The sequence below is a fragment of the Streptomyces roseicoloratus genome (assembly GCF_004117935.1).
GTDB classification, from domain to species: Bacteria; Actinomycetota; Actinomycetes; order Streptomycetales; family Streptomycetaceae; genus Streptomyces; species Streptomyces roseicoloratus.
This window is the reverse complement of record NZ_SDOY01000014.1, coordinates 1-22,997: the sequence shown is the minus strand read 5'-3', so window position 1 is coordinate 22,997 and position 22,997 is coordinate 1. Positions and strand designations below refer to the sequence as shown.

Below are 22,997 nucleotides of genomic sequence, written 5' to 3'. Positions count from 1 at the left end.
CGGCCGGAGCGGCGGTCTGCTCGGTGGCGGCGGCCTCGTCGGCGACCGTGGCACCGCCACGGGTACGGCGGCGCTGACGCGGCGTACGGGTGCGGGCCGGGCGCTCCTCGGTCTTCTCCTGGCGCGGGCCGCGGGCGCGGCGGCCGCCCGGCTCGCCGAGGTCCTCGAGCTCCTCCGCGTCGAGACCGGCGCGGGTGCGCTCGGAACGCGGCAGGACGCCCTTGGTGCCCTCGGGGATGTCGAGCAGCTCGTACAGGTGCGGCGAGCTGGAGTACGTCTCGACCGGGTCGTGGAAGTCCAGCTGCAGCGCCTTGTTGATCAGCTGCCAGCGCGGGATGTCGTCCCAGTCGACCAGCGTGACCGCCGTACCGCTCGCGCCCGCGCGGCCGGTGCGGCCGATGCGGTGCAGGTAGGTCTTCTCGTCCTCGGGGGACTGGTAGTTGATGACGTGCGTGACGCCCTCGACGTCGATGCCGCGCGCGGCCACGTCGGTGCAGACGAGCACGTCGACCTTGCCGTTGCGGAAGGCGCGCAGCGCCTGCTCGCGGGCGCCCTGGCCGAGGTCGCCGTGGACCGCGCCGGAGGCGAAGCCGCGCCGCTCCAGCTGCTCGGCGATGTCGGCGGCCGTCCGCTTGGTACGGCAGAAGATCATCACGAGGCCGCGACCGCGGGCCTGCAGGATGCGGGCGACCATCTCCGGCTTGTCCATGGAGTGGGCGCGGAAGACGCGCTGCGTGATGTTCGCGTGGGTCGCGCCCTCGTCGTCCGGCGAGGTGGCGCGGATGTGGGTGGGCTTCGACATGTAGCGGCGGGCCAGGCCGATGACCGCGCCCGGCATGGTCGCCGAGAACAGCATGGTCTGGCGCTTCGCCGGAAGCATGTTGATGATCTTCTCGACGTCGGGCAGGAAGCCCAGGTCGAGCATCTCGTCGGCCTCGTCGAGGACCAGCGCCTTGACGTGGGAGAGGTCGAGCTTGCGCTGGCCGGCCAGGTCGAGCAGGCGGCCGGGGGTGCCGACGATCACGTCGACGCCCTTCTTCAGCGCCTCGACCTGGGGCTCGTAGGCCCGGCCGCCGTAGATGGCGAGGACGCGCACGTTGCGCACCTTGCCGGCGGTCAGCAGGTCGTTGGTGACCTGCTGGCACAGCTCACGGGTGGGGACGACGATCAGCGCCTGCGGGGCGTCGGTGAGCTGCTCGGGGCGTGCCCGGCCGGCCTCGACGTCCGCGGGGACGATGACGCGCTCCAGGAGCGGGAGGCCGAAACCGAGGGTCTTGCCCGTACCGGTCTTGGCCTGGCCGATGACGTCGGTGCCTGCGAGGGCGACCGGAAGGGTCATCTCCTGGATGGGAAAGGGGGAAACGATGCCGACGGCCTCGAGGGCCTCGGCCGTCTCGGGAAGAATCCCGAGGTCTCGGAACGTAGTCAGGGTGCTGCCTCTTCTGTGAGACGCGGCGCGAGGCGAACGAAGGGGGTCTCACCGTGCCGGGAACCGCCGACGGGACCGGGAAGATCACCGTCAGGTGGCGCGGGACCACTGCCGTCGCTCGAGCGTCTTGCCGCTGAGGGACCCCTCGGCGGGCCGCCGGAAGGGCTGTCGGGCCGGAGCCGATCGGGCCACCGACCGGGCATCCTCATTCATCAGTCGGCCCACCGAGTACGTCCGAACGTGCGAAAGCATGTCCGCATACTCAGCAGGCGCATTACCACTGTACCCCGGATTCGCGCATGTGTGTCGGGAGAATTCCCGGCGAGACCGGGGTCACTTCCGCCGGCGAGCGCCCCGTACGTGTCCTCGCCTGGGCCCCTCGGAGCCGGGGAGCCCCAGGGCCGCCGCCCCGTCGCCGTCCGGCCGCCGTACGGCCGGGGCCCCGGGCGCCTCGCGGGGCGGGCTATTGTGCGCTTCATGGAGACGCCTGACAACGCCACACTCACCGGTATCGCCGCCCAGGACTGGGCCACCGCCTCCGCCGTACCGCAGTACCGCGCGGCCGTGATCGACCTGCTCGGCGCACTGGCCTACGGCGAGCTCGCGGCCTTCGAGCGGCTCGCCGAGGACGCCAAGCTGGCGCCGAGCCTCGCGGACAAGGCGGAGCTGGCGAAGATGGCCTCCGCCGAGTTCCACCACTTCGAGCAGCTGCGCGACCGGCTCGCCGCCGTCGACGCCGAGCCGACCACCGCGATGGAACCCTTCGCGAAGGCGCTGGACGACTTCCACCGGCAGACCGCGCCGTCGGACTGGCTGGAGGGCCTGGTCAAGGCGTACGTGGGCGACTCGATCGCCAGCGACTTCTACCGCGAGGTCGCGGCCCGGCTCGACGCCGACACCCGCGCGCTGGTGCTGTCCGTGCTCGACGACACGGGTCACGGCAACTTCGCCGTGGAGAAGGTCCGCGCGGCGATCGACGCCGACCCGCGGGTCGGCGGCCGGCTCGCGCTGTGGGCCCGCCGGCTGATGGGCGAGGCCCTGTCGCAGGCGCAGCGCGTGGTCGCGGAGCGCGACGCGCTGTCGACGATGCTCGTCGGCGGCGTGGACGGGATGGCCGCGGGCTTCGACCTCGCCGAGGTCGGCCGCATGTTCTCCCGCATCACCGAGGCCCACACCAAGCGGATGGCGGCGCTGGGCCTGGCGGCGTAAGACACCGAAGGCGCCGGTCGGACCCCCAGGGGGCCGACCGGACTCCCCGGAGTCCGATGCCCTGTCACCCGGACCCTGCCGATGGCCTGTCACCCGGACCCTGCCGGGGCCTTGCCGCCCGGACCCTGCCGGGGCTCTGTCGCCCGGACCCTGTCGACAGGGCGATCCTGTCGACACGCACTGTCGCCCGGCCCCTGCGATCCGGGGCCCCGGGGTCGGGTCAGACCGTGGCTGATCGGCGCAGGCGGCGCGACGCGGGGCGGAGCAGCAGCGACAGCAGCACCGCCGCGACCGCCACGGCGCCGATCAGGGTGGCCAGGAAGTGCCCGGGGCCGAGTGCCCCGTGGGTCACCAGGGCTCCGAAGACACCGCCGAGCGCACCCGTCGTCAGGACGACGATCCGGGCGGGGAGGCGATCGGGGAGCCGGTGCACGGCCGCCCAGGCCAGGGCGAATCCGAGCAGTGCGGCACCGAGGGCTTCCAGGAACACGGCGAATCACCTCGCGTGGGGTGCGGGGCGGGCAGTTCGGTCACACCCGTCCTACCCGGTCACTCGTGAGGACAATCCTCCCCGTACGCCCTGACGTGGGCGTACGGCCACATGCGAGAGGCCCGGCGGACCGAAGTCCACCGGGCCTCCCCGTGATGCGGGAGTCGCTCCCGGAGTCGCTCAGAGGGTGCCGAAGCCCACCCGGCGCACCGCCTGCTCGCCGATCTCGATGTACGCGATCTTGTCGGACGGCACCAGGATCTTGCGACCCTTCTCGTCCGTCAGGCTGAGCAGCTGCGACGTGCCGGCCAGTGCGGCGGCCACCGCGCTCTCGACCTCGTCGGCGGACTGCCCGCTCTCCAGCACGATCTCCCGGGGTGCGTACTGCACGCCGATCTTGACCTCCACGGCTATGTCCCTCCGAACCGTCAGTCCTGCGCGTGGGTCCCGCGCCGTACTCGCCACACATTAGCCCGGTAAGGGGACGGACACGGCGCGGCCGGACAACGCCAAGAGCGAACACCCCGCCCCGGGCGGCGGAACCGTCCGTGCGGCCGACGCGCGGCGGGGCGGGCGGGGTGGTCGGGTCGGTCGGCGGCCGCGCCGAACGGCCGACGCGTCAGTGGCCCTCGGCGGCCGGCTGGCCGTCCGCGCCGTGCAGCGGGAAGCCCGCGATGCCGCGCCAGGCGAGCGAGGTCAGCAGCGCGACCGCCTTGTCGCGGGGGACCGGGGACTCGCTGGAGAGCCAGTACCGCGCCACGACCTGGGACACGCCGCCGAGGCCCACGGCGAGCAGCATCGACTCGTCCTTGGACAGACCGGTGTCCTCGGCGATGACGTCGGAGATGGCCTCCGCGCACTGCATCGACACCCGGTCGACGCGCTCGCGCACGGCCGGCTCGTTGGTCAGGTCGGACTCGAAGACCAGCCGGAAGGCACCGCCCTCGTCCTCCACGTACGCGAAGTACGCGTCCATGGTCGCCGCGACCCGGAGCTTGTTGTCGGTGGTGGACCCGAGGGCCGTGCGCACCGACTGGAGCAGCGCCTCGCAGTGCTGGTCGAGCAGGGCGAGGTAGAGCTCCAGCTTGCCCGGGAAGTGCTGGTAGAGAACCGGCTTGCTGACTCCGGCCCGCTCGGCGATGTCGTCCATGGCCGCCGAGTGGTACCCCTGGGCGACGAACACCTCCTGGGCCGCGCCGAGGAGCTGGTTCCGACGGGCACGGCGCGGCAGGCGCGTGCCCCGAGGGCGTGCTGCCTCTGTCTGCTCGATGGCGCTCACGCCGCCTCCCAAAGATCGATCCATGCGCGCATTGGCGTCGCGCCGCCATCGTACTTTTGGGTAACCCGGCTGTGCGCGGTGCGAACGCAGAATTTCACGGACCGGACGCCCGGGGCGAGAGGCGGCGGGCAACAAGATGGTCATGTAAGCGAACAGGAAGCACCGCTCACGGCGACGTGCGACCGGGGCGGCGACGCCCGATGTCCGCCGTGGGCGGCGTGCGCACGCCGTTCGCCGGCGGCGCTCACATCGGCCGGGCAGGGCTCGCGTCGGCTGTACGGGACACGGCCGGGCGGCGCTCGCGCCCGCCGTGCGGCGCTCGCGTCCGCTGTACAGGGACCACGGACCACGAAGCGCGGCACGCGCGTTCTGCGCGCACCGAGACCGCGGCCTGGCGCTGTGCGCCATGCGCCGTCAGCGCCGTCGGTGCCGTCAGCGCCACGGGGACGGGCCCCGGCGCCCCCGGGGCCGGCCTCCCGGCGCGCACGTCCTCAGCGGTAGTCGTCCTCGTCGAGCGCGACGACCCGCGCCTGTTCCGCGGCGTCCGCGTCGTCGGCGCTGTCGCGCCTGACCTGGCTGAGCGGTTCGTCCTCGCGCTGCTGCAGTTCGGCGTGCTGTTCGGCCGCGTCGGCCTCGGGGATCTCCTCGTCGAGCACGTCGTCCTCTTCCTCGGCGAATGTGTCCGGCTCGTCCGGGTCGACAGTCATGCGGTTCCTTCCGGCGGGGCGGGTCCGCGGGCCCTGTCCGATGACCCTCATCTCCGAGCCTAGGAGCTCCGCGGGCGCGGCGCACCCGATCCTGTGACGCCACCCACACGCGCCCGGGCGTGATCGTCTCGTAATATCGCCTCCATGTCGTCGACCGAGCTGCCGGAAACCCCGACCGCCGCACCGCCCGCGACCCGGTCGCGCGCCGTGCGCGTCGCCGAAGGCGAGCGACTGCGCTCGGTCACGCTGCCCGGGCTCACCCTGAGCGTGCGTTCCCGGCCCGGCACCCGGACCGGCCTGCCGCCCGCCCTCTGCATCCACGGTCTCGGGGGCTCCTCGCAGAACTGGTCGGCCCTGATGCCGCTGCTCGCGGACGTCGTGGACGGCGAGGCGGTCGACCTGCCCGGCTTCGGCGACTCGCCGCCGCCGGACGACGGCAACTACTCGGTGACCGGACACGCCCGCGCGGTCATCCGGCTGCTCGACGCGTCCGGCCGCGGGCCGGTGCACCTCTTCGGCAACTCGATGGGCGGGGCCGTCGCCACCCGGGTCGCCGCCGTGCGGCCCGACCTGGTCCGCACCCTCACACTGATCTCCCCGGCGCTGCCGGAGCTCCGCGCCCAGCGCACCGCCTGGCCGACCGCGCTGCTCGCACTGCCCGGCACCGCCGCGCTCTTCGCGCGGCTCACCCGGGACTGGACGGCCGAGCAGCGGGTCCGCGGCGTCCTCGGCCTCTGTTACGGAGATCCCGGCCGGGTCAGCGAGGAGGGCTTCCGGCACGCCGTCGAGGAGATGGAACGGCGCCTGGAGCTGCCGTACTTCTGGGACGCGATGGTCCGCTCCTCGCGCGGCATCGTCGACGCGTACACGCTGGGCGGCCAGCACGGGCTGTGGCGGCAGGCGGAGCGCGTGCTGGCCCCGACGCTGCTCGTCTACGGCGGGCGCGACCGGCTCGTCGGCTACCGGATGGCACGCCGGGCGGCCGCCGCGTTCCGCGGCTCGCGGCTGCTGACGCTTCCGGAGGCCGGGCACGTGGCCATGATGGAGTATCCGGAGACCGTCGCCGCGGCGGTCCGGGAGCTGATCACCGATGCCGCGCGGCACGCGGCCGAGGGCGGGAGCTGAGCCGGACCGTGGGACGACATAGTCGCAAGGGCGCCGCCGCGCCGGTGGCCGACACCGGGCAGCAGCGGGAGCCCGCCGGGCCGGGCCCGGGAACGGGCCGGCGCCGCAAGTCGCAGGACCGACAGCCCCCGACGGGGCCCCAGAACCCGGGGGCCGCTCAGAACCCGCCGGGCTCCCAGCCCCCTGCGGCCGCGCCCCAGGGCCGTCCGGCCCCCCAGGCCCGGACCGCCCCCCAGGCCCGGACCGCGCCTCCGCCGCAGGCCGGCCCCCGTCCTCCGGCGGGACCCCGGCCCCAGGCGGGCCCGCGCCCCACCACCGGCTTCCAGAACCAGACGCCACAGCGGAACCCGCGCCCGAACGGCCCCCAGGGCCACGCCCCCCAGGCGTACGCGCCGCAGCGCAACCCCCAGGGCCCCCCGCAGGGTTACGGCGCTCCGGCGCCCGGCACGCTCGCGTACGACGGCACCCCGGCGCACGGCTTCCCCGCGTACCCCGACGGCACCCCGGCCCACGGCACGCCCCGGTACGGCACTCCCGCCCGCGGCATTCCCACCCACGGCACTCCCGCCCACGGCACTCCCGCGTACGACGGCACCCCCGCCCGCGGCATCCCGGCCTACGGCGCCGCCCAGGCCTCCGGTCCCGCGCCGCTCTTCGACACGCCCATGCACGGCACACCGCGCTACCAGGGGCCGTACGACCCCGGCGCCGACGGCGGCTCCTTCGTCCGCGGCGGGCATCCGGTGCACGAGGACACCGGTCAGACCGCCGTGCCCGCCGCCGCTCCCTCCATCCCCGGCCCGCGCCGCGAGACGCCGGCGCCCGGGCTCCCGCAGGAGCGGGAGGACGACCCGTCGGCCGGGAACGGGGCCGAAGCGGAGGAGGAGGCCGCCGCGCGGCAGCCCGGACGCTCCGGCGGCATGGGCCGCACGCTCACCGGCATCGCCGCCGCGGCGATCACCACGGTGCTCGCCGTGGTCGTGGCCGGGCAGGTCGCCGGGCACGACGGCGGCGCAGCGCCGCAGACCCGTGCGGCCGAGGAACCGTCCGGCCGGGCCGGCGCGGAGAGCCCGGCGTCCCGCTCGGACGACCGCCCCACCCGTACCCCCTCGGCGAGGCCGTTCGTGCCGCCCACGTACGAGGAGCTGATGGCCCGACAGTTCCCGATCGATCCGAAGCTGGACGGTTCCGGCACGTTCGAGACCGTGCCCGGCTTCGACCGGGCGCCCGGGAAGGGCCGCAAGATCCGCTATCGCGTGGACGTGGAGAAGGGACTCGGGCTCGACGGCGCGCTGTTCGCGCAGGCGGTGCAGAAGACGCTCAACGACCGGCGCTCCTGGGCCGGGAACGGCGAGATGGCCTTCGAGCGGATCTCCAGCGGCGAAGCCGAATGGGTCATCACCCTGGCCAGCCCGGGGACCACCGGCGACTGGTGCCGGAAATCCGGCCTCGACACCACGGTCGACAACGTGTCCTGCGACTCCGCCTCCACCCAGCGCGTGATGATCAACGCCTTCCGGTGGGCGCGGGGCGCCGAGACCTTCGGTCCGGAGGCGATGTTCGCCTACCGCCAGATGCTCATCAACCACGAGGTCGGGCACCGGCTCGGGCACAGCCACGTGAACTGCCGCACGCCCGGCGCGCTCGCGCCCGTGATGCAGCAGCAGACGAAGACGCTCGACGTCGACGGCGTCAAGTGCCGCCCCAATCCCTGGGTGCATCCCGGCAGTTGATCACCCAGGAGCCTGACCGAGGGTGACCGAACCGCTCTGTAGCGCGACAGAACGCGACCGGGGCGGGAAAGTTACGTGCATTCACCCCTTCCGGTGGTGCGACGGACAACCGTCCGTCGCACCACCGTCATGTCCGCTTACGTTCTTCCCGCTGCGGGTCACCGGACCGATCGGTGACCGCCGTCGTCACGGGAGAACGGGGGTGTGCTCATGCGGATCGGACTGCTCACGGAGGGCGGCTACCCGTACGCCGTCGGCGAGTCCGGGCTCTGGTGCGACCGGCTCGTCCGCGGGCTCGCCCCGCACGAGTTCGACCTGTACGCCCTCAGCCGCGACGCCCGGCAGGAGGCCGGCGGCCGGCTGCCGCTGCCGCCCAACGTACGGAGCGTGCACACCGCGCCGCTGTGGACCGCCGGCGACGCGGGCCGCACGCGGGGCCAGGGCCGCGGCCTCGGCTACGGCCGGGGCCAGGAGCGAGGCCACGGATACGCGCACGGCCGCGGCTACGGGCGGCGCGAACGGCGGCTCTTCGAGGAGGCGTTCCGGGACCTGGCCGAGGGCGTCTGCGCCGACGACGCCCTCCGCCCCGGCGCCGTCCAGGAGATCCCCGAGCGCTTCGCCGCCGGGCTCTACGGGCTCGCCGACCTCGCCCGCGCCCACGGCGGGCTGACCGCCGCCCTCCGCTCGGAGACCGCCGTCCGCGTCCTGGAGTCCGCCTGCCGCGCCCCCGGCGCACGCCGGAGCGTGGCCGCCGCCACCGTGCCCGACCAACTCGCCTTCACCGAGCAGCTGGAGCGCGCCCTGCGCCCCCTCTCGCTCGACTGGTACGGCGAGGAGGAGGGCCCCGACGGCGCCGGCGGCCTCGGCCTTGCCGACCTCTGCCACGCCGCCTCCGCGGGCGCCGCGGCCCTCCCGGGGCTGCTGGCCAAACGCTTCTTCGGCACCCCGCTGCTCGTCACCGAGTACGGCGTCCAGCTGCGCGCCCACTACCTCGCCGCCGCGGGCGCGCCCCTCGCCACGCCCGTACGGGCCCTGCTCGCCGCCTTCCACGGCCGGCTCGCCGGCGAGGTCTACCGCCAGGCCGCGCTCCTCACCCCGGGCAACGCCCACGCCCGCCGCTGGCAGGAGCGGTGCGGCGCCGACCGGGCCAGGCTCCGCACCGTCCACCCCGGCATGGACGCCGAGCGCTTCGCCGAGGTCGGCGAGAACGAGGAGAGCGGCGACCCGGCCACCCTCTCCTGGATCGGCCGGGTCGAGCCCGCCAAGGACCTCGTCGCCCTCCTCCACGCCTTCGCCGAGGTGCGGCGGCAGCAGCCCGACGCCCGGCTGCGGATCATCGCCGCGCCGGTGCGCGAGCCCGGCGCCGCCGCCTACCTCGCCCACTGCCGGGGCCTCGCCGAACAGCTCTTCCCCGACGAGGCCGCGGGCGCCCACGCCGTCGGCGAGAACCCGGTCTCCTTCGAGGAACTCGGCGGGCCCGAGGCCCCCACCCTGGAGGAGGCCTACGCCGCCGGCGCCGTCGTCGTGAGCTCCAGCGTCGTGGAGGGCTTCCCGGTCGGCCTCGTCGAGGCCATGTTCTGCGCCCGGGCCACCGTCTCCACCGACGTCGGCGCGGTCGTCGAGGTCATCGGCGGCACCGGGCTCGTCGTCCCGCCGCGCAACCCCAAGGCGCTCGCCGACGCCTGCCTCGCGCTGCTGCGCGACCCCGGGCGGCGGCACCGCCTCGGCGCCGCCGCCCGCGCCCGCGCCCTGGAGCTGTTCACCGTCGAACAGAACCTCGCGGCGTTCCGGGGCATCTACCTCGAACTTCTCTCCCGCTCGCCGGTCCGCCGCCGCACCACCAGCGGCGTGCCCTTCGCCCACCCGGCCGAGTCCCATGTGCCGGGCAGCTGGGCCGACCAGCCCGTCACGGCCGCGGCCTGTCAGGGAGACCCCGATGTCTGAAGGAGGCACACCCATGCGCGGCCCCGCCGCTCCCACCAGCCCCGGCCCCTGGGACTCCCGCTCCGAGGCGCTGCTCGGCGCCCCGGCCCTCGCGACCCGGGCCGCCCCCGCGCGGCCCCTCCCGCCCGGCGCCCTCGACCTGTCCTCCGCTCCGGTCGCGGCACCGGAGCCCGTCACCGCGCCGGTCACGGTGTCCGTCGCGCCCGTCCTGCCCGTCGCGGAGCCGGTCACCGCACCCGCCGCCGAGCCGGCGTCCCCGCCGTCCTCCGCCGAGCCGGCCGCCCTGGCCGCAGCGCCCGCCACCGCCCCCGCCGCCGGGTCTCCCGCGGCGACCGGGGAGCCGGCGTCCCCGCCGTCCTCCGCCGTGCCGGCCGCGCATGCCGAAGCGATTCAGCAGCCGCCCGCGCGACCCGCGCGGCGCGGTCCCGCCGACCCGGTCAAGGCCCTGATGCACCGCCACCGCGAGCTGTGCGAGCGGGCCGTCGACCCGCTGGAGATCGCCGCCGGGCTCGAGGCGCACGGAGTGACCGACCGGACCGCCGCCCGCTTCCGGCACCGGGACGTCTTCTCCCTCGCCGAGGAGCTGTACGCGCGCGTCCCCCGCGGCGACGGCACACCAGCCCCGACCACGGCCGCCCCGGCGGCCGGCACCGGACGCGCGCGGCGCGGCGCCTGGGCCCTGGCCGCCTGCGCTCCCGGTGCCGTCGCCGCCCTCGCCACCGCCGCGCTCACCGTCAGCACCGGCGGGCTCCGCGTCGCCGCCGCGCTCCTCGGGGCGCTCGGACTGGCCGCCGCCCTCGCCCTCGTGCTGCGCGGCGGGCCGCTGCGCGCCACCGGCGGCACCGTGTCCGCCACCGCTCTGGGAGCCCTCCGCACCCTCTGGCTCCTGGGCTACGCGGCGGCCGGCGACGGCCTGCTCGACCAGCTGCTCAGCGGCGGACCCGACGCCGGCCCGGCCGTCGTCACCGTCCTGGGCGGCCCGGTCACCGGCGGAGGCTGGGCGTTCGACACCGGCCCGCTGCTCGCCCTCGCCCTGTCCGCCGCCCCGGCCGCCTGGTGCGCCCGGCTCTTCGCGGTCCGCGCCCGCCGCAGACTCGACGCGAGCCGCGGACTGGCCGACTTCGCCGCCGGGGCCCGCCCGCTGCTGTTCGGCAGCGTCGTCCTCCACCACGCCGCCCTCGCCGGACTGCTCGCCCTCACCGGCTTCCACCCCGGCGCCCTCGCGCTCGGCACGCTGCTGCTGCTCGCCCGGATGCTCGCCGCGCACGGCTTCCCCGAGGCCGCGGCCGCCGCCCTCACCGCCGTGTGCGCCGCCGAGGTCCTCGCCCTCGCGAGCGTCCTCGCCGCCCGGCTGCCGGGCTTCGACGTCCTCGCCGTCCCGGTCCGCGCCCTCGTGGCGTTCGGCGGACCGGCCGCGCTGCCCGCCCTGGTCTGCGGCCTCGCCGCTCTCGTCCTGCTCGCCCACGCCACGGACGCGCTGTCCCGGGCCTCCGCCCACGCCTGAACCCGCCGCACCCGCGGAGCCGACGCCGCGGGCGCGCCGCCCCCCAGTGACACGTCCACATGACACGTCCCAAGGAGAAGAAAGAGACATGACACCCCGATCCCACGCCACGGCCGGTCGGCACGAAGGGGCCGCACGATGAGGGTGCTGCTGCTCGGAGCCAACGGATTCATCGGCCGCTTCGTCGCCGACCGCCTCCTCGCCGACCCGGCGGTCCACCTCACCGCCCTCGGCCGCGGCGACGACGCCGACGTCCGGTTCGACCTCGCGACCGGCAGCCCCGGCGCGCTGACCCGGTTCCTCGACGCCGTCCACCCCGGAGTCGTCGTCAACTGCGCGGGCGCCACCCGCGGCGGCGCCCGCGAGCTGACCCGGCACAACACCGTCGCCGTCGCCACCGTCTGCGAGGCGCTGCGCCGCAGCGGCTGCGGCGCCCGTCTGGTCCAGGTCGGCTGCGCGTCCGAGTACGGTCCGAGCCAGCCCGGTTCGTCCACGGCCGAGGACGCGGTGCCCCGGCCCGGCGGCCCGTACGGCGTGTCCAAGCTGGCCGCGACCGAACTCGTCCTCGGCTCCGGCCTCGACGCGGTCGTGCTGCGGGTCTTCTCGCCGGTCGGCCCCGGCACCCCGGCCGGTTCCCCGCTCGGCCGGCTCGCCGAGGCGATGCGCCGCGCCATCCAGGCCGGCGACGGCGAGCTGAAGCTCAGCGGCCTGGGCGTCCAGCGGGACTTCGTGGACGTCCGCGACGTGGCCCGCGCCGTCCACGCCGCCTCGCTGTCCGCCGCCCAGGGCGTCGTCAACATCGGCACCGGCCGCGCCGTGAAGCTCCGCGACGCCGCCGCCGTGCTGGCCCGGGTCGCCGGATACGCCGGCCAGCTGCACGAGGTCGACGGCCCGCCGCCGCGCCCGGTGATCGGCGCGCCGCGCACCGAGGCGACCATCGCCGAACAGCTGGCCGCCGCGCCCTACCCGTACCCCGACGGCTGCGGACCCTGGCAGCAGGCCGACGTCCGCACCGCCCGCGACCGGCTCGGCTGGCGGCCCCGGATCAACCTGGAGGAGTCGCTGGCGGACATCTGGATGGAGGCGGCATGTCGCATCTGACCGCCGCCCAGGCGGCGACCGGGACGGTCACCGACACCGGGCTCGGCGTGCCGGGCTACGCCCACCCGCTGCTCGCGCCCGTCGAGTGGGCCGAGCTCACCCGCCCCGGCACGCCCGTCCACTGGGCCGTGCTCGACGTCGCCGACGGGCCGGGCGAGCGGCCCGACCCGCACTGCCTGGAGACGGCGGGCCGGCTGCGCGCCGCGGGCGTCCGGCTGCTCGGCCACCTCGGCCTCGACCACGGCGCGCGGCCCTTCGGCGACGTCGTCTCCGACGCGCAGCGCTACCTGGACTGGTACAAGGCGGACGGCTTCTACCTGGACCGGGCGCCGGCCGACCGGGCCGGCCTGCCCGGGGTGCGGCGGATCTCCGCGACCCTGGAGGCGCTCCGCGAGGACAAGGTCCACCTGGTCCTCGGCCACGGCACCCACCCGTATCCGGGCTACGCGGAGGTCGCCGACCAGCTGGTCACCTTCCGCGGCGGCTGGACGGACTACCGCTGGTCGCAGGTGGCGGAGTGGACGGCCGACTACCCGGCGGGCAGGTTCGTGCACCTGGTCCACGGCGTGCCGCGCACACACCTGGACGAAGCACTGCGGATCGCCCGCTGGCAAGGGGCCGGAACCGTGTTCATGACCGACCGAAGAGGGCATCCGGGGCAAAGCGACCAATTCCACACGCTGCCCGGCTACTGGGACGAAATTGTCTCGCGTATCGGACGGGGTGTCTCGGAATGAGGAGGGCCGTGGCAGTGTTGTGCGGAGAACAAGTGTCGTACTGACATCCCGACCATCTGTATTGACGAGGTCTCCGTGTCGCTGCCACCCCTGGTCGAGCCGGCCGCCGAGCTCACCGTAGACGAGGTCCGCAGGTACTCCCGTCATCTGATCATCCCGGATGTCGGGATGGACGGACAGAAGCGGCTGAAGAACGCCAAGGTGCTCTGTGTGGGTGCCGGCGGTCTCGGCTCCCCGGCCCTGATGTACCTGGCCGCGGCCGGTGTCGGCACGCTCGGCATCGTGGAGTTCGACGAGGTCGACGAGTCGAACCTGCAGCGCCAGATCATCCACAGCCAGTCCGACATCGGCCGTTCCAAGGCCGAGTCCGCGCGCGACAGCGTGCTCGGCATCAACCCGTACGTGAACGTGATCCTTCACGAAGAGCGGCTCGAGGCCGAGAACGTGATGGACATCTTCGGCCAGTACGACCTGATCGTCGACGGCACGGACAACTTCGCGACCCGCTACCTGGTCAACGACGCGTGCGTGCTCCTCAACAAGCCGTACGTGTGGGGCTCGATCTACCGCTTCGACGGCCAGGCCTCGGTCTTCTGGTCCGAGTACGGCCCCTGCTACCGCTGCCTCTACCCGGAGCCCCCGCCGCCGGGCATGGTCCCGTCCTGCGCCGAGGGCGGCGTCCTGGGCGTGCTGTGCGCGTCCATCGGCTCCATCCAGGTCACCGAGGCCATCAAGGTCCTGGCCGGCGTGGGCGACCCGCTGGTCGGCCGCCTGATGATCTACGACGCCCTGGAGATGCAGTACCGCCAGGTCAAGGTCCGCAAGGACCCCAACTGCGCGGTCTGCGGCGAGAACCCGACCGTCACCGAGCTCATCGACTACGAGGCCTTCTGCGGCGTCGTGTCGGAGGAGGCCCAGGAGGCGGCGCTCGGCTCCACGATCACTCCGAAGCAGCTCAAGGAGTGGATCGACGACGGCGAGAACATCGACATCATCGACGTCCGCGAGCCGAACGAGTACGAGATCGTCTCGATCCCCGGCGCCCGTCTGATCCCGAAGAACGAGTTCCTGCTGGGCAACGCCCTCCAGGACCTCCCGCAGGACAAGCGCATCGTCTTGCATTGCAAGACGGGTGTCCGCAGTGCGGAAGTCCTCGCGGTCCTCAAGTCCGCGGGCTTCTCGGACGCGGTCCACGTCGGCGGCGGCGTCATCGGCTGGGTCCACCAGATCGAGCCCGAGAAGCCGGTCTACTAGCAGCCGCGAGACGAAGCCGTACGAGCACGTCGTACGAGCACGTCGTACGAGGAAGGCCCCGCACCCGGTCGCCAGGTGCGGGGCCTTCCCGCGTGCGGAGCCTGCCCGCCGTGCGCGGGCCGGGCCGTCAGGAGCAGGTCGTGCCGTTCGCCGGGACCTCGCCCTTCAGGAGGTACGCGTCGATCCTCTTCGTCGCGCACGCGCCGGAGCCGTACGCGCCGTGCCCCTCGCCCTTGTTGGTGACCAGGACGCCCACCCCCGCGCCCAGCGCCTTCGCCATCTTCTCGGCGCCCTCGTACGGCGTGGCCGGGTCGCCCGTCGTGCCGACGACCAGGATCGGGGCGGCACCGGGAGCGCTCGCGTCCATCACCTCGTACTCGCCCTTCACCGGCCAGTCCGCGCACCAGCCGGCGGTGTCCCAGGCCAGGTAGGAGCCGAAGACGGGGGAGAGCCGGCGGAACTCCGGGAGCAGCGCCCGCGCCTCGTCGAGGGTGGGACGCTCGGCGGAGTCGGCGCACGAGATCGCCCGCTGCGCGTGCGACTGGGTCGCGTAGTGCCCGGTGGCGTCCCGGTCGTTGTACCAGTCGGCGAGCGAGAGGAGTTCGGCGCCCGAACCGTTCTCCGCCTTGGCCAGCGCCGAGGTGAGCAGCGGCCAGCTCTGCTGCGAGTACAGCGGCATGACCACGCCGGTCAGCGCCAGCGAGTCGGTGAGGCGGCGGTCGCCGACCGGGAGCGGCCGGCGGTCGAGCTTCTCCAGGAGCCGCGCGATCCGTGCCGTGCCGTCCTTCGGGTCCTGGCCGGTGGACCGCAGGTAGTTGTCCAGGGCCCGCTGGAAGCCGATGGTCTGGTTGCGGGCGTGACCGACCGCGTCGGCGGTCGGGTCGACGACCGCGTCGAGCACCATCCGGCCCACGTTCCCGGGGAAGAGGTGGGCGTAGGCGGCACCCAGCTGCGTTCCGTACGAGATGCCGAAGTAGTGCAGCTTCGCGTCGCCGAGGACCCGGCGGATCAGGTCCATGTCGCGGGCGGTGTTGCTGGTGGTGGTGTACGGGATGACGGCGCCGGAGCGGCGCTCGCAGCCCTGGCCGAACGCGACCGCGTCGGCGCGGAAGGCGCGCTCCTCGGCGGCCGTGTCGGGCGTGTAGTCGACCGTCCGCTCGGCCTTCGCCTGCTCCTTGTCGTCCCGGCACGCCACGCCCGCGCTGCGCTGGACGCCGCGCGGGTCGAAGGAGACCAGGTCGTAGCGGGTGGCGAGGGCCGTGTACTCGGCGGCGCCGCGCGGCAGGATGTCGACGCCGGAGCCGCCGGGGCCGCCGAAGTTGAAGAGCAGCGAGCCGATCCGCGCCTCCTTGGACCCGGCCTCCTTGCGGATCAGCGCGATCGGGATCGTCGGCCCGTCGGGCTTCGCGTAGTCGAGCGGCACCTTGACGGTGGCGCAGCGCCACGCGGAGCCGGGCGCCTCGCCGCCCTCGGGGGCGGTGCAGCGCCGCCAGTCCGGCCGCTGCCCGGTGAGCGCGGCGGGCAGCGCCGGGCCGCCCGCGGGGCCGCCCGCGGACGCGGACGGCGTGCCGGACGGGGCGGTCGCCGAGGACTTGGGGTCGTCACCCGGGGCGGCGGCGCCGCCGGAGGCCGTACAGCCCGCCGCGAGCAGCCCTCCGAGGGCGAGGACCGCCCCCGTCCGTATGCCGCCGCCTATGAACGAGCGCCCCATGCGCCACCCCCTGATCCGTCCCGGACCGCCATCGTAGGCGGCCGGGGACGCCCGGAGGACGCATGCCGATCATGCCGTGCGCCCCGGCGGTCCGGACCGGACAGGCGCGGGGCCACGGGCTACGGGCACACGGTCCCGGAGGCCGGCACCTTGCCGTCGAGCAGATAGGCGTCCGTCGTGGTCTTCACGCACCGGTCCCCGCTGCTGTAGGCGCCGTGGCCCTGGCCCTTGTACGTCAGCTCCACGCCGACGCCCTTGCCGAGCGCCTCGGCCATGGAACGGGCACCCTCGTACGGAGTGGCCGGGTCGCCGGTGTTGCCGACGACCAGGATCGGCGCGGAGCCGGCGGCGGAGACGTCCGGGTGCTCCCAGCCGCCGGGCACCGGCCACTGGGAGCAGCCGGCGAGCGCCCAGCCCATGAAGTCGCCGAAGACCGGCGAGGCCTCGCGGAACTCCGGGAGCCGCTCCTTGGCCTGGCCGAGGGTGTAGCGCTCCTTGAAGTCGACGCAGTTGACGGCGGCGTTCGCGGCCTGGATGTTGCTGTAACTCCCGCTCTGGCTGCGGCCGTTCATGGAGTCCGACAGGGCGAGCAGCAGCGCGCCGTTGCCGCCGTCGGCCTCGTCGAGGCCCTGCTCCAGATACGGCCAGAACTCCTTGGAGTACAGCGCCTGTGCGACGCCGTTGGTGGCCTGGGTCTGGGTGAGCTTGCGGTCGCCGATGCCCGCGATCGGCTCCTCGTCGAGCTCGGCGAGCAGGTCGACGATGAACGCCTCGATCTCGGCGACCGTCGAGCCGGGCAGGACGCACTCGTCGGCGCGGTCCACGCAGTCCTTCGCGAAGTTGTCGAGCGCCAGCTGGAAGCCGCGTGCCTGGCCGAGCGCACCGTCCACCACACCGGCCTCCGGGTCGACGACCGCGTCGAAGACGGCGCGGCCGACGTTCTCCGGGAAGAGGTGGGCGTACACGCCGCCGAGCTCGGTGCCGTACGAGATGCCGAAGTAGTGGAGCTTGTCGTCGCCGAGGACCCGGCGCATCAGGTCCATGTCGCGGGCGGCGTTCTCCGTGCCGACGTGCGGGAGCTGCCGGCCGGAGTTGCGCTCGCAGCCCCCCGCGTACTTCTTCTGCGCGTCGGAGAGGGTGCGTTCCTCGGCGGCGTCGTCGGGCGTGAAGTCCAGCGCGTAGTAGGCGTCGAGCTCCTTGTCGCTCGCGCACTCGACGGGCGCGCTGCGGCCGACCCCGCGCGGGTCGAAGGAGACCAGGTCGTAGCGGGAGCGCAGGCTCTCGAAGTCGCTCGCGAAGCCGGGCAGTCCGGTGATGCCCGAGCCGCCGGGGCCGCCGAAGTTGAACAGGAGCGAGCCGATCCGCCGGCCCCGGTCGGCCGCCTTGACGCGGATCAGGGCCAGGTCGACGGTCTCGCCTCCGGGCTCGTCGTAGTCGAGCGGCGCCGTCATGAAGGTGCACTCCCACGTCGCCCCGTCGGGCAGCGGCGTGGGCGCCGGCCCGCCGCCCTCCGCGGGGGACGGCGGCAGGCACGGCCCCCAGTCGAGCTCCTGCGCCGCGAGCCGGTCGAGCCCGCTCGGACCGCCGCTGGTCTCGGGCGTCGCCGAGCCCCCGTCGTCGGAGCACCCGGCGGTCGTGGCGAGCAGAGCGGTCACGGTGAGGAGCGCGGCGCTCTGGGCAGCACGCCGGGCGGTGCGCTGGGCGGCGGAGATCGGCATGCCCCCATCGTGGGCCGCGCGCCGTACCCCCGCGCGGGGCAGGGGGCCAAGCGGGTGGCGGCCCCGCGGCGGGCCGAGCGGGCGGCGCCCGGCCCCCCGGACGGCCCTCGGGAGGGCCCCGGGACGGCCTACAGGGCCTCGCGCTTCGTCAGCCAGTTGAAGCAGATCCAGCCCGGCAGGACCGGCAGCCACAGCGTCAGGAGCCGGTACAGCAGCACCGCCGGGGTGGCGACCTCGATGGGCAGGCCCACCGCCACCAGACCGACGGTCAGCGCGGTCTCGACCGCGCCCACACCGCCCGGCGTCGGTGCCGCCGAGCCGAGCGCGTTGCCGGCGAGGAAGACGACGGCCACGCTCGCGTAGCTGATCGGCTGGTGGCCGTGCCCGAACGCGCGGATCGAGGCGTCCAGGCAGAGCACGAACGCGCCGGTCAGCAGCAGCATGCCGCCGATGCCGGTGAGCAGCTTCATCGGCCGCTGCAGCACGTCCAGCATGCGCGGCACCACACCCGCGAACAGCGAGCGCAGCCGGGTCGACACGAACTTCCGCATGAACGGGATCGCCGTGACGACGAGCACCAGCACCGCGGACGTCAGCAGGCCCGCGATCACCGTCCTCGACGGCGTGAACGACTGCGACTTCTCCGTGCCGGTCAGATAGCCGAAGGACAGCAGCAGCAGGATGTGCGCCCCCAGCCCGAAGAGCTGCGACGCGCCGACGCTCGCGACCGCGAGCCCCGGCCGTACGCCGGAACGCTGCAGGAAACGGGTGTTCAGGGCCACGCCGCCGACCGCCGCCGGGGCCACGATCTTCACGAACGACCCGGCGACCTGTGCCATCACCGTCCGCCAGAACCCCACCCGCTCCGGCACGAAGCCGAGCAGGCTCATCGCCGCCGCCAGATAGCTGAGCGCCGAGAACAGCACGGCCGCGGACACCCACCGCCAGTCCGCGTCGCCGACCGTCGACAGCGGCGTCCGGGCGATCTGCGACAGCAGGAAGTACGCGGCGACCGCGCCCGCGATCAGACTGACCAGCGTCCGTGGCTTGATCCGCTCCAGCCGGACCGGCTCCACCGGAGCCTGCGGCCGGATCAGCAGCACCTGCTGGCGGATCTGCGCCAGCAGGTCCTCCTCGCGGGCCTCGTCCAGCGCCTCGTCGAGCGCCCGCTTCTCCGCCTTCTTGTCGGCCAGCTTCTCCGCCCGCGCGACCTTGCGGTCCGGCGCCAGGTTCGCCTGCGCCCGGGCCAGCTTCGCCGCCTCCGAGGCCGCGAGCACCGCCTCGCGCTCCCGCTTCGACCGCTCGCGCGCCAGCCGCCGCAGCTCCGCACGGGTCGACCGGCTCAGCGCGATCGGCTGGAGCAGCGGCAGACAGTCCGCGACCGCGTCCGGGCCGAGCACCTCCACGGCCGCCGCCACCGCCCGCTCCGCACCCACCCGCAGACCCAGCGTGGTGAGCAGCTGCGCGATGTCCATCCGCAGCACCAGATCGCCCGCGGCGATCTCACCGCCCCGCAGATCCGTGAGGATCACCCTGCCGGAACGATCCACCAGAATCGCGTCCCCCGCGAGCCTCCGGTGCGCGATCCGGCGCGACTGGAGCGCCTTCACCTGCCGCCAGGCGCTGTGCACGAGGTCGTCGGTGATCTCCGCGTCCTCCAGCGTGTCCAGCGTCCGGCCGCCCAGGTGCTCGTACACGAGCATCACCGCGTCCGGACCGAGCTCGGAGGTGGCGATCAGCTTCGGCGCGTTCGCGCCCGCCGCGATCGCCGCGTACGCCAGCAGCGCCTCCTGCTCCAGGGCCTGCCGCAGCGACACGATCGAGCGGCGGGTGGTGACCGTACGCAGCGTGATGCGGCGCCAGACGCGGTAGAAGAAGCCGTGCGCCTGCTGCTCGCGGTCGACGACCGTCACGTCCAGCGGCGGCCCGTCCTCCAGGGTCACGATGTAGCGGCGGCCCCGGTCCCCGCTGTCCTTGTCCGCCGACTCCGGCACGCCCTCGGCGCGCAGCGCCGTCACCGGCTTGAAGCCGACCCGGCGCAGACCGGCGAGCAGTGTCTGCCCGGTCGGCCGGACGTTCGGCGAACCGACCGCGTACAGCGTGCCGTACGCCACGGTCCAGCCGATCAGCACGGTCAGGATGATCGAGAAGGCCGTGGTGTAGCCGGCGACCAGCATCGTGAACGCGTCGAGCAGCAGCACCACCCACAGCACCACGCGCCAGCGCGGTCTGCGGGCCATGCCGACGGCGGTCATGTACGCGATGACCGGCGCGAGGTAGTTGTGCACCGGGTCGGTGAGCCCGCCGCCGGACTGCGGCTGGGTCAGCGCGTCCTGGATGGTGCCGGGCGCCGCCCGCGCCACCCACAGGTCGGTGGCGAGCGTCACACCGTGCGCGAGGACGGCCGCGAGGACGCCGTCGGCGATCCGCAGTCCGTCCCGTTTGACCAGACGTTCGATGGCGAAGGCCACCGGTACGAGCAGGACGGCGATGGACGAGACGAGACCGGCGATCTTGACGAAGACGTCGGGGGCACCGCCGGCGCCCTTGTTGATGTCCTGCTCCAGGCCGGAGGTGGTGCCGTGGGCGAAGGCGGCGATGGCGAGGACGACGGCGATGGCGAGCACGCCGATGAGCAGCCGCATCAGGTCGGACGGCCGGTGCACCCGCGCGGCGAGCAGCGGCTCGTCGCCGGATACGCGCTCGGGCAGGTTGGGCGTGCCAGGCCCGGCCTCCCCGGGAGGCGGGATGTCGTGCGCCATCACCATGTCCGTCTCTGCATGCCGTTCCGTCGTTGCCGCTGCTTCTCGCCCGCGCGGCTGCTGTCGCCGCTGTTCTTGCTGGTGCTCGTGCTCGTGTTCTTGATCGTGCTCTTGCTCTTGTTCCTGCTGTCGCTGCTCGTGCTCAGGCGTGTGCCCGTGCGCGTGTTCTTGTTCTCGTATCACCAGTCACCGCCCGGACGATGGTGGCACGAAGAGGGGCCGTTCGGAGGCATCAGGGGGTTGTCGGTGGGGTGAGGCAGGATGGGCCGAATGGAGAATCAGGAGCTGCCCGAGCTGCCCGAGTATGCGGAACGGGTCCTTCAGGTCGCCGAGGAGATCCCGCCCGGCCGGGTGATGACGTACGGGGACGTCGCGGAGTGGCTCGGCGAGGGCGGGCCACGCCAGGTCGGCCGCGTCATGGCGCTGTACGGCGGCTCCGTGCCGTGGTGGCGCGTGGTCCGCGCGGACGGCGCCCTGCTCCCGGGCCACGAACACCGGGCCCTCGGACACTACCGAGCGGAGGGCACACCCCTGCGGGACCCGAAGGTCGGGGGAGCGATCAAGGTCGACATGCGCCAGGCGAGGTGGGACGGCACGGCGGAGGCGTGAGGACACGGCCGCCGGTGCGGGGCGGGAGCCTCCGGGCCCGGGCCCGGGTTCGCGTCGGGGGGCCGGCTCGGCGGATGGCGCGCCTGACGGCGTGACACGTGAGGTACGGCGCCGGGATCGCGTAACGTCGAAGCCCGCGTTTCTCATCGGAGACCTCCGAGCACCCCGAGCACCCCGTGCACTCCGCGCACCCCGTGCGCCCCGCACACAGACCAGCAGGACCGGCGACCCACGTGACTTCCTCCTCCACCCTCGTGTCCACGCGGGGCCCCGGCGCGTACCGGCTGGTGCGGGCCGTGCCGGCACCGGTGCGGCCCCCTGTGCTTGACGCAGCGCAGCAGGCGGTGGTTGAGCACGCGGACGGACCCCTTCTCGTCCTCGCCGGACCGGGCACCGGGAAGACCACGACCCTGGTCGAGGCCGTCGCGGCGCGCATCGAGCGGGGCGCCGACCCCGAGCGCATCCTGGTCCTCACCTTCAGCCGCAAGGCCGCGGTGGAACTCCGCGACCGGATGGCGGCCCGGCTCGGCGGAAGCCGCCCGCCGCAGGCCACCACCTTCCATTCGTACTGCTACGCGCTCGTCCGCGCCCACCAGGACGCCGACCTGTTCGCGGAGCCGCTGCGCCTGCTGTCCGGCCCGGAGCAGGACCTGGCCGTACGGGAACTGCTCGCCGGGCAGATCGACCTGGAGAAACTCGGCCTCGGGCACGTCCGCTGGCCCGACGAACTGCGCGCCTGCCTCACCACGCGCGGCTTCGCCGACGAGGTGCGCGCCGTCATCGCGCGCTCCCGCGAACTGGGCCTCGGGCCCGACGCCCTCGACGCCTTCGCGCGCCGGGTCGGCCGCCCGGACTGGCGGGCCGCGGCCGGCTTCCTCGCGGAGTACCTGGACGTCATGGACCTCCAGGGCGTCCTCGACTACACGGAGCTGGTCCACCGGGCGGTCCTCCTGGTGGAGTCCGCCCCGGCCGGCACGCTGCCGCCGTACGACGCGATCTTCGTCGACGAGTACCAGGACACCGACCCGGCACAGGTGCGGCTCCTGCGCGGGCTCGCTGCCGGGTCGGCCGCGCCGGTCGTCGCGTTCGGCGACCCGGACCAGTCGATCTACGCGTTCCGCGGCGCCGACGTGAACGGCATCCTCGACTTCCCGGCCACGTTCGACGGGAGCGTCAAGGTGCTCGGCACCTCGCGCCGCTCCGGCGCCGCGCTCCTGGGGGCCACCCGGCTGCTCACCCAGCGGATGCCGCTGCCCCGGCTGCCCGCCGACCGGGTCCGCGCCCACCGCGAGCTCACGCCGGTACGGGACGGCGGCCGCGCCGAGGTCTACACGTACCCGACGCCGTCCACCGAGACGGACAACATCGCCGACCTCCTGCGCCGCGCGCACCTGGAGGACGGCGTGCCCTGGCACGACATGGCCGTCCTCACCCGCTCCACGGCCCCGCTCGGCACCCTCCGCCGCGCCCTCACCTCGGCCGGCGTCCCGGTCGAAACCGACGCGGCGGACACCCCCCTGCGCCACGAACCGGCGGTGGCCCCGCTCCTCCTCGCGCTGCGCGCGGCGGCTACGGCGGCAGGAACGGCACAGGAGGAGCCGGAGGCTTGGGGGGCTTCGGGGGCTTCGGCTTCTGCGTCTGCCACTTCTACGGCTCCGGCTTCGGCTTCGGGGCCGGCTCCGGGG

At 74.3% G+C, this 22,997-nt stretch carries 19 protein-coding genes; 11 read left to right on the top strand and 8 right to left on the bottom strand.

Annotated features, from left to right (window positions below):
• Window positions 1-1,339 (bottom strand): DEAD/DEAH box helicase (locus ESG85_RS01295; RefSeq protein WP_246094760.1); only part of this gene is annotated, 1,339 nt, incomplete at its 3' end.
• 567 nt (window positions 1,340-1,906) lie between these two features.
• Here ESG85_RS01295 and ESG85_RS01290 point away from each other — a divergent pair.
• On the top strand, window positions 1,907-2,638 hold the full coding sequence (locus ESG85_RS01290) for a ferritin-like fold-containing protein (protein ID WP_128976136.1): 732 nt from the start codon (window positions 1,907-1,909) through the stop codon (window positions 2,636-2,638).
• Window positions 2,639-2,858: 220 nt separating this feature from the next.
• On the opposite strand, the gene ESG85_RS01285 is transcribed toward ESG85_RS01290, so the two are convergent.
• From ESG85_RS01285 to ESG85_RS01270, 4 genes are all read right to left on the bottom strand, one after another.
• Window positions 2,859-3,128: a hypothetical protein gene (locus tag ESG85_RS01285; RefSeq protein ID WP_128976135.1), complete on the bottom strand. Its 270-nt coding sequence runs from the start codon at window positions 3,126-3,128 to the stop codon at window positions 2,859-2,861.
• A gap of 180 nt (window positions 3,129-3,308) precedes the next feature.
• On the bottom strand, window positions 3,309-3,536 hold the full coding sequence (locus ESG85_RS01280) for a DUF3107 domain-containing protein (protein WP_128976134.1): 228 nt from the start codon (window positions 3,534-3,536) through the stop codon (window positions 3,309-3,311).
• A gap of 211 nt (window positions 3,537-3,747) precedes the next feature.
• On the bottom strand, window positions 3,748-4,407 hold the full coding sequence (locus ESG85_RS01275) for a TetR/AcrR family transcriptional regulator (RefSeq protein WP_128976133.1): 660 nt from the start codon (window positions 4,405-4,407) through the stop codon (window positions 3,748-3,750).
• A gap of 491 nt (window positions 4,408-4,898) precedes the next feature.
• On the bottom strand, window positions 4,899-5,114 hold the full coding sequence (locus tag ESG85_RS01270) for a hypothetical protein (RefSeq protein ID WP_128976132.1): 216 nt from the start codon (window positions 5,112-5,114) through the stop codon (window positions 4,899-4,901).
• Between the two features lie 144 nt (window positions 5,115-5,258).
• On the opposite strand from ESG85_RS01270, the gene ESG85_RS01265 reads away from it, so the two are divergent.
• From ESG85_RS01265 to moeZ, 7 genes are all read left to right on the top strand, one after another.
• Window positions 5,259-6,239 carry an alpha/beta fold hydrolase gene (locus tag ESG85_RS01265; RefSeq protein ID WP_128976131.1) on the top strand — a complete coding sequence of 327 codons (981 nt, stop codon included), beginning with the start codon at window positions 5,259-5,261 and terminating at the stop codon, window positions 6,237-6,239.
• An 8-nt stretch (window positions 6,240-6,247) separates the two neighbouring features.
• Window positions 6,248-7,972, top strand: coding sequence for a DUF3152 domain-containing protein (locus ESG85_RS35605; protein WP_246094759.1), 1,725 nt, complete (start codon window positions 6,248-6,250; stop codon window positions 7,970-7,972).
• A 210-nt stretch (window positions 7,973-8,182) separates the two neighbouring features.
• Window positions 8,183-9,916, top strand: coding sequence for a DUF3492 domain-containing protein (locus ESG85_RS01255; protein WP_128976130.1), 1,734 nt, complete (start codon window positions 8,183-8,185; stop codon window positions 9,914-9,916).
• 13 nt (window positions 9,917-9,929) lie between these two features.
• Complete coding sequence (locus ESG85_RS01250) at window positions 9,930-11,420, top strand: hypothetical protein (protein WP_246094758.1); 1,491 nt, start codon at window positions 9,930-9,932, stop codon at window positions 11,418-11,420.
• 138 nt (window positions 11,421-11,558) lie between these two features.
• Complete coding sequence (locus tag ESG85_RS01245) at window positions 11,559-12,521, top strand: NAD-dependent epimerase/dehydratase family protein (RefSeq protein WP_128976129.1); 963 nt, start codon at window positions 11,559-11,561, stop codon at window positions 12,519-12,521.
• The gene (locus ESG85_RS01240; protein ID WP_128976128.1) at window positions 12,509-13,258 is read left to right on the top strand and encodes a spherulation-specific family 4 protein; all 750 of its coding nucleotides are present in this window, start codon (window positions 12,509-12,511) and stop codon (window positions 13,256-13,258) included. The genes ESG85_RS01245 and ESG85_RS01240 overlap by 13 nt, the downstream gene beginning before the upstream one ends.
• 75 nt (window positions 13,259-13,333) lie before the next feature.
• Window positions 13,334-14,512 (top strand): adenylyltransferase/sulfurtransferase MoeZ, encoded by a 1,179-nt coding sequence (gene moeZ, locus ESG85_RS01235; protein ID WP_128976127.1) that lies wholly within the window; start codon window positions 13,334-13,336, stop codon window positions 14,510-14,512.
• Between the two features lie 127 nt (window positions 14,513-14,639).
• Here the strand turns inward: moeZ and ESG85_RS01230 are convergent, their stop codons facing one another.
• From ESG85_RS01230 to ESG85_RS01220, 3 genes are all read right to left on the bottom strand, one after another.
• The gene (locus ESG85_RS01230; RefSeq protein ID WP_128976126.1) at window positions 14,640-16,223 is read right to left on the bottom strand and encodes an alpha/beta hydrolase; all 1,584 of its coding nucleotides are present in this window, start codon (window positions 16,221-16,223) and stop codon (window positions 14,640-14,642) included.
• A 119-nt stretch (window positions 16,224-16,342) separates the two neighbouring features.
• A complete protein-coding gene (locus ESG85_RS01225) occupies window positions 16,343-17,941 on the bottom strand; it encodes an alpha/beta hydrolase (RefSeq protein ID WP_128976125.1) in 1,599 nt (532 codons plus the stop codon).
• Between the two features lie 128 nt (window positions 17,942-18,069).
• Entirely contained in the window at window positions 18,070-20,703 is a 2,634-nt protein-coding gene (locus tag ESG85_RS01220) for a lysylphosphatidylglycerol synthase domain-containing protein (protein WP_246094757.1), read from the bottom strand.
• On the opposite strand from ESG85_RS01220, the gene ESG85_RS01215 reads away from it, so the two are divergent.
• The 3 genes from ESG85_RS01215 to ESG85_RS01205 form a co-directional block, all read left to right on the top strand.
• Window positions 20,695-20,958: a hypothetical protein gene (locus ESG85_RS01215; RefSeq protein ID WP_128976123.1), complete on the top strand. Its 264-nt coding sequence runs from the start codon at window positions 20,695-20,697 to the stop codon at window positions 20,956-20,958. The two genes, ESG85_RS01220 and ESG85_RS01215, sit on opposite strands and share 9 nt — an antisense overlap.
• Window positions 20,959-20,964: 6 nt before the next feature.
• Window positions 20,965-21,312, top strand: a complete 348-nt coding sequence (locus ESG85_RS01210) for an MGMT family protein (RefSeq protein WP_128976122.1) — start codon at window positions 20,965-20,967, stop codon at window positions 21,310-21,312.
• A gap of 254 nt (window positions 21,313-21,566) precedes the next feature.
• Window positions 21,567-22,997: ATP-dependent helicase (locus ESG85_RS01205; RefSeq protein WP_425471132.1), on the top strand; the 1,431-nt coding region annotated here is incomplete at its 3' end.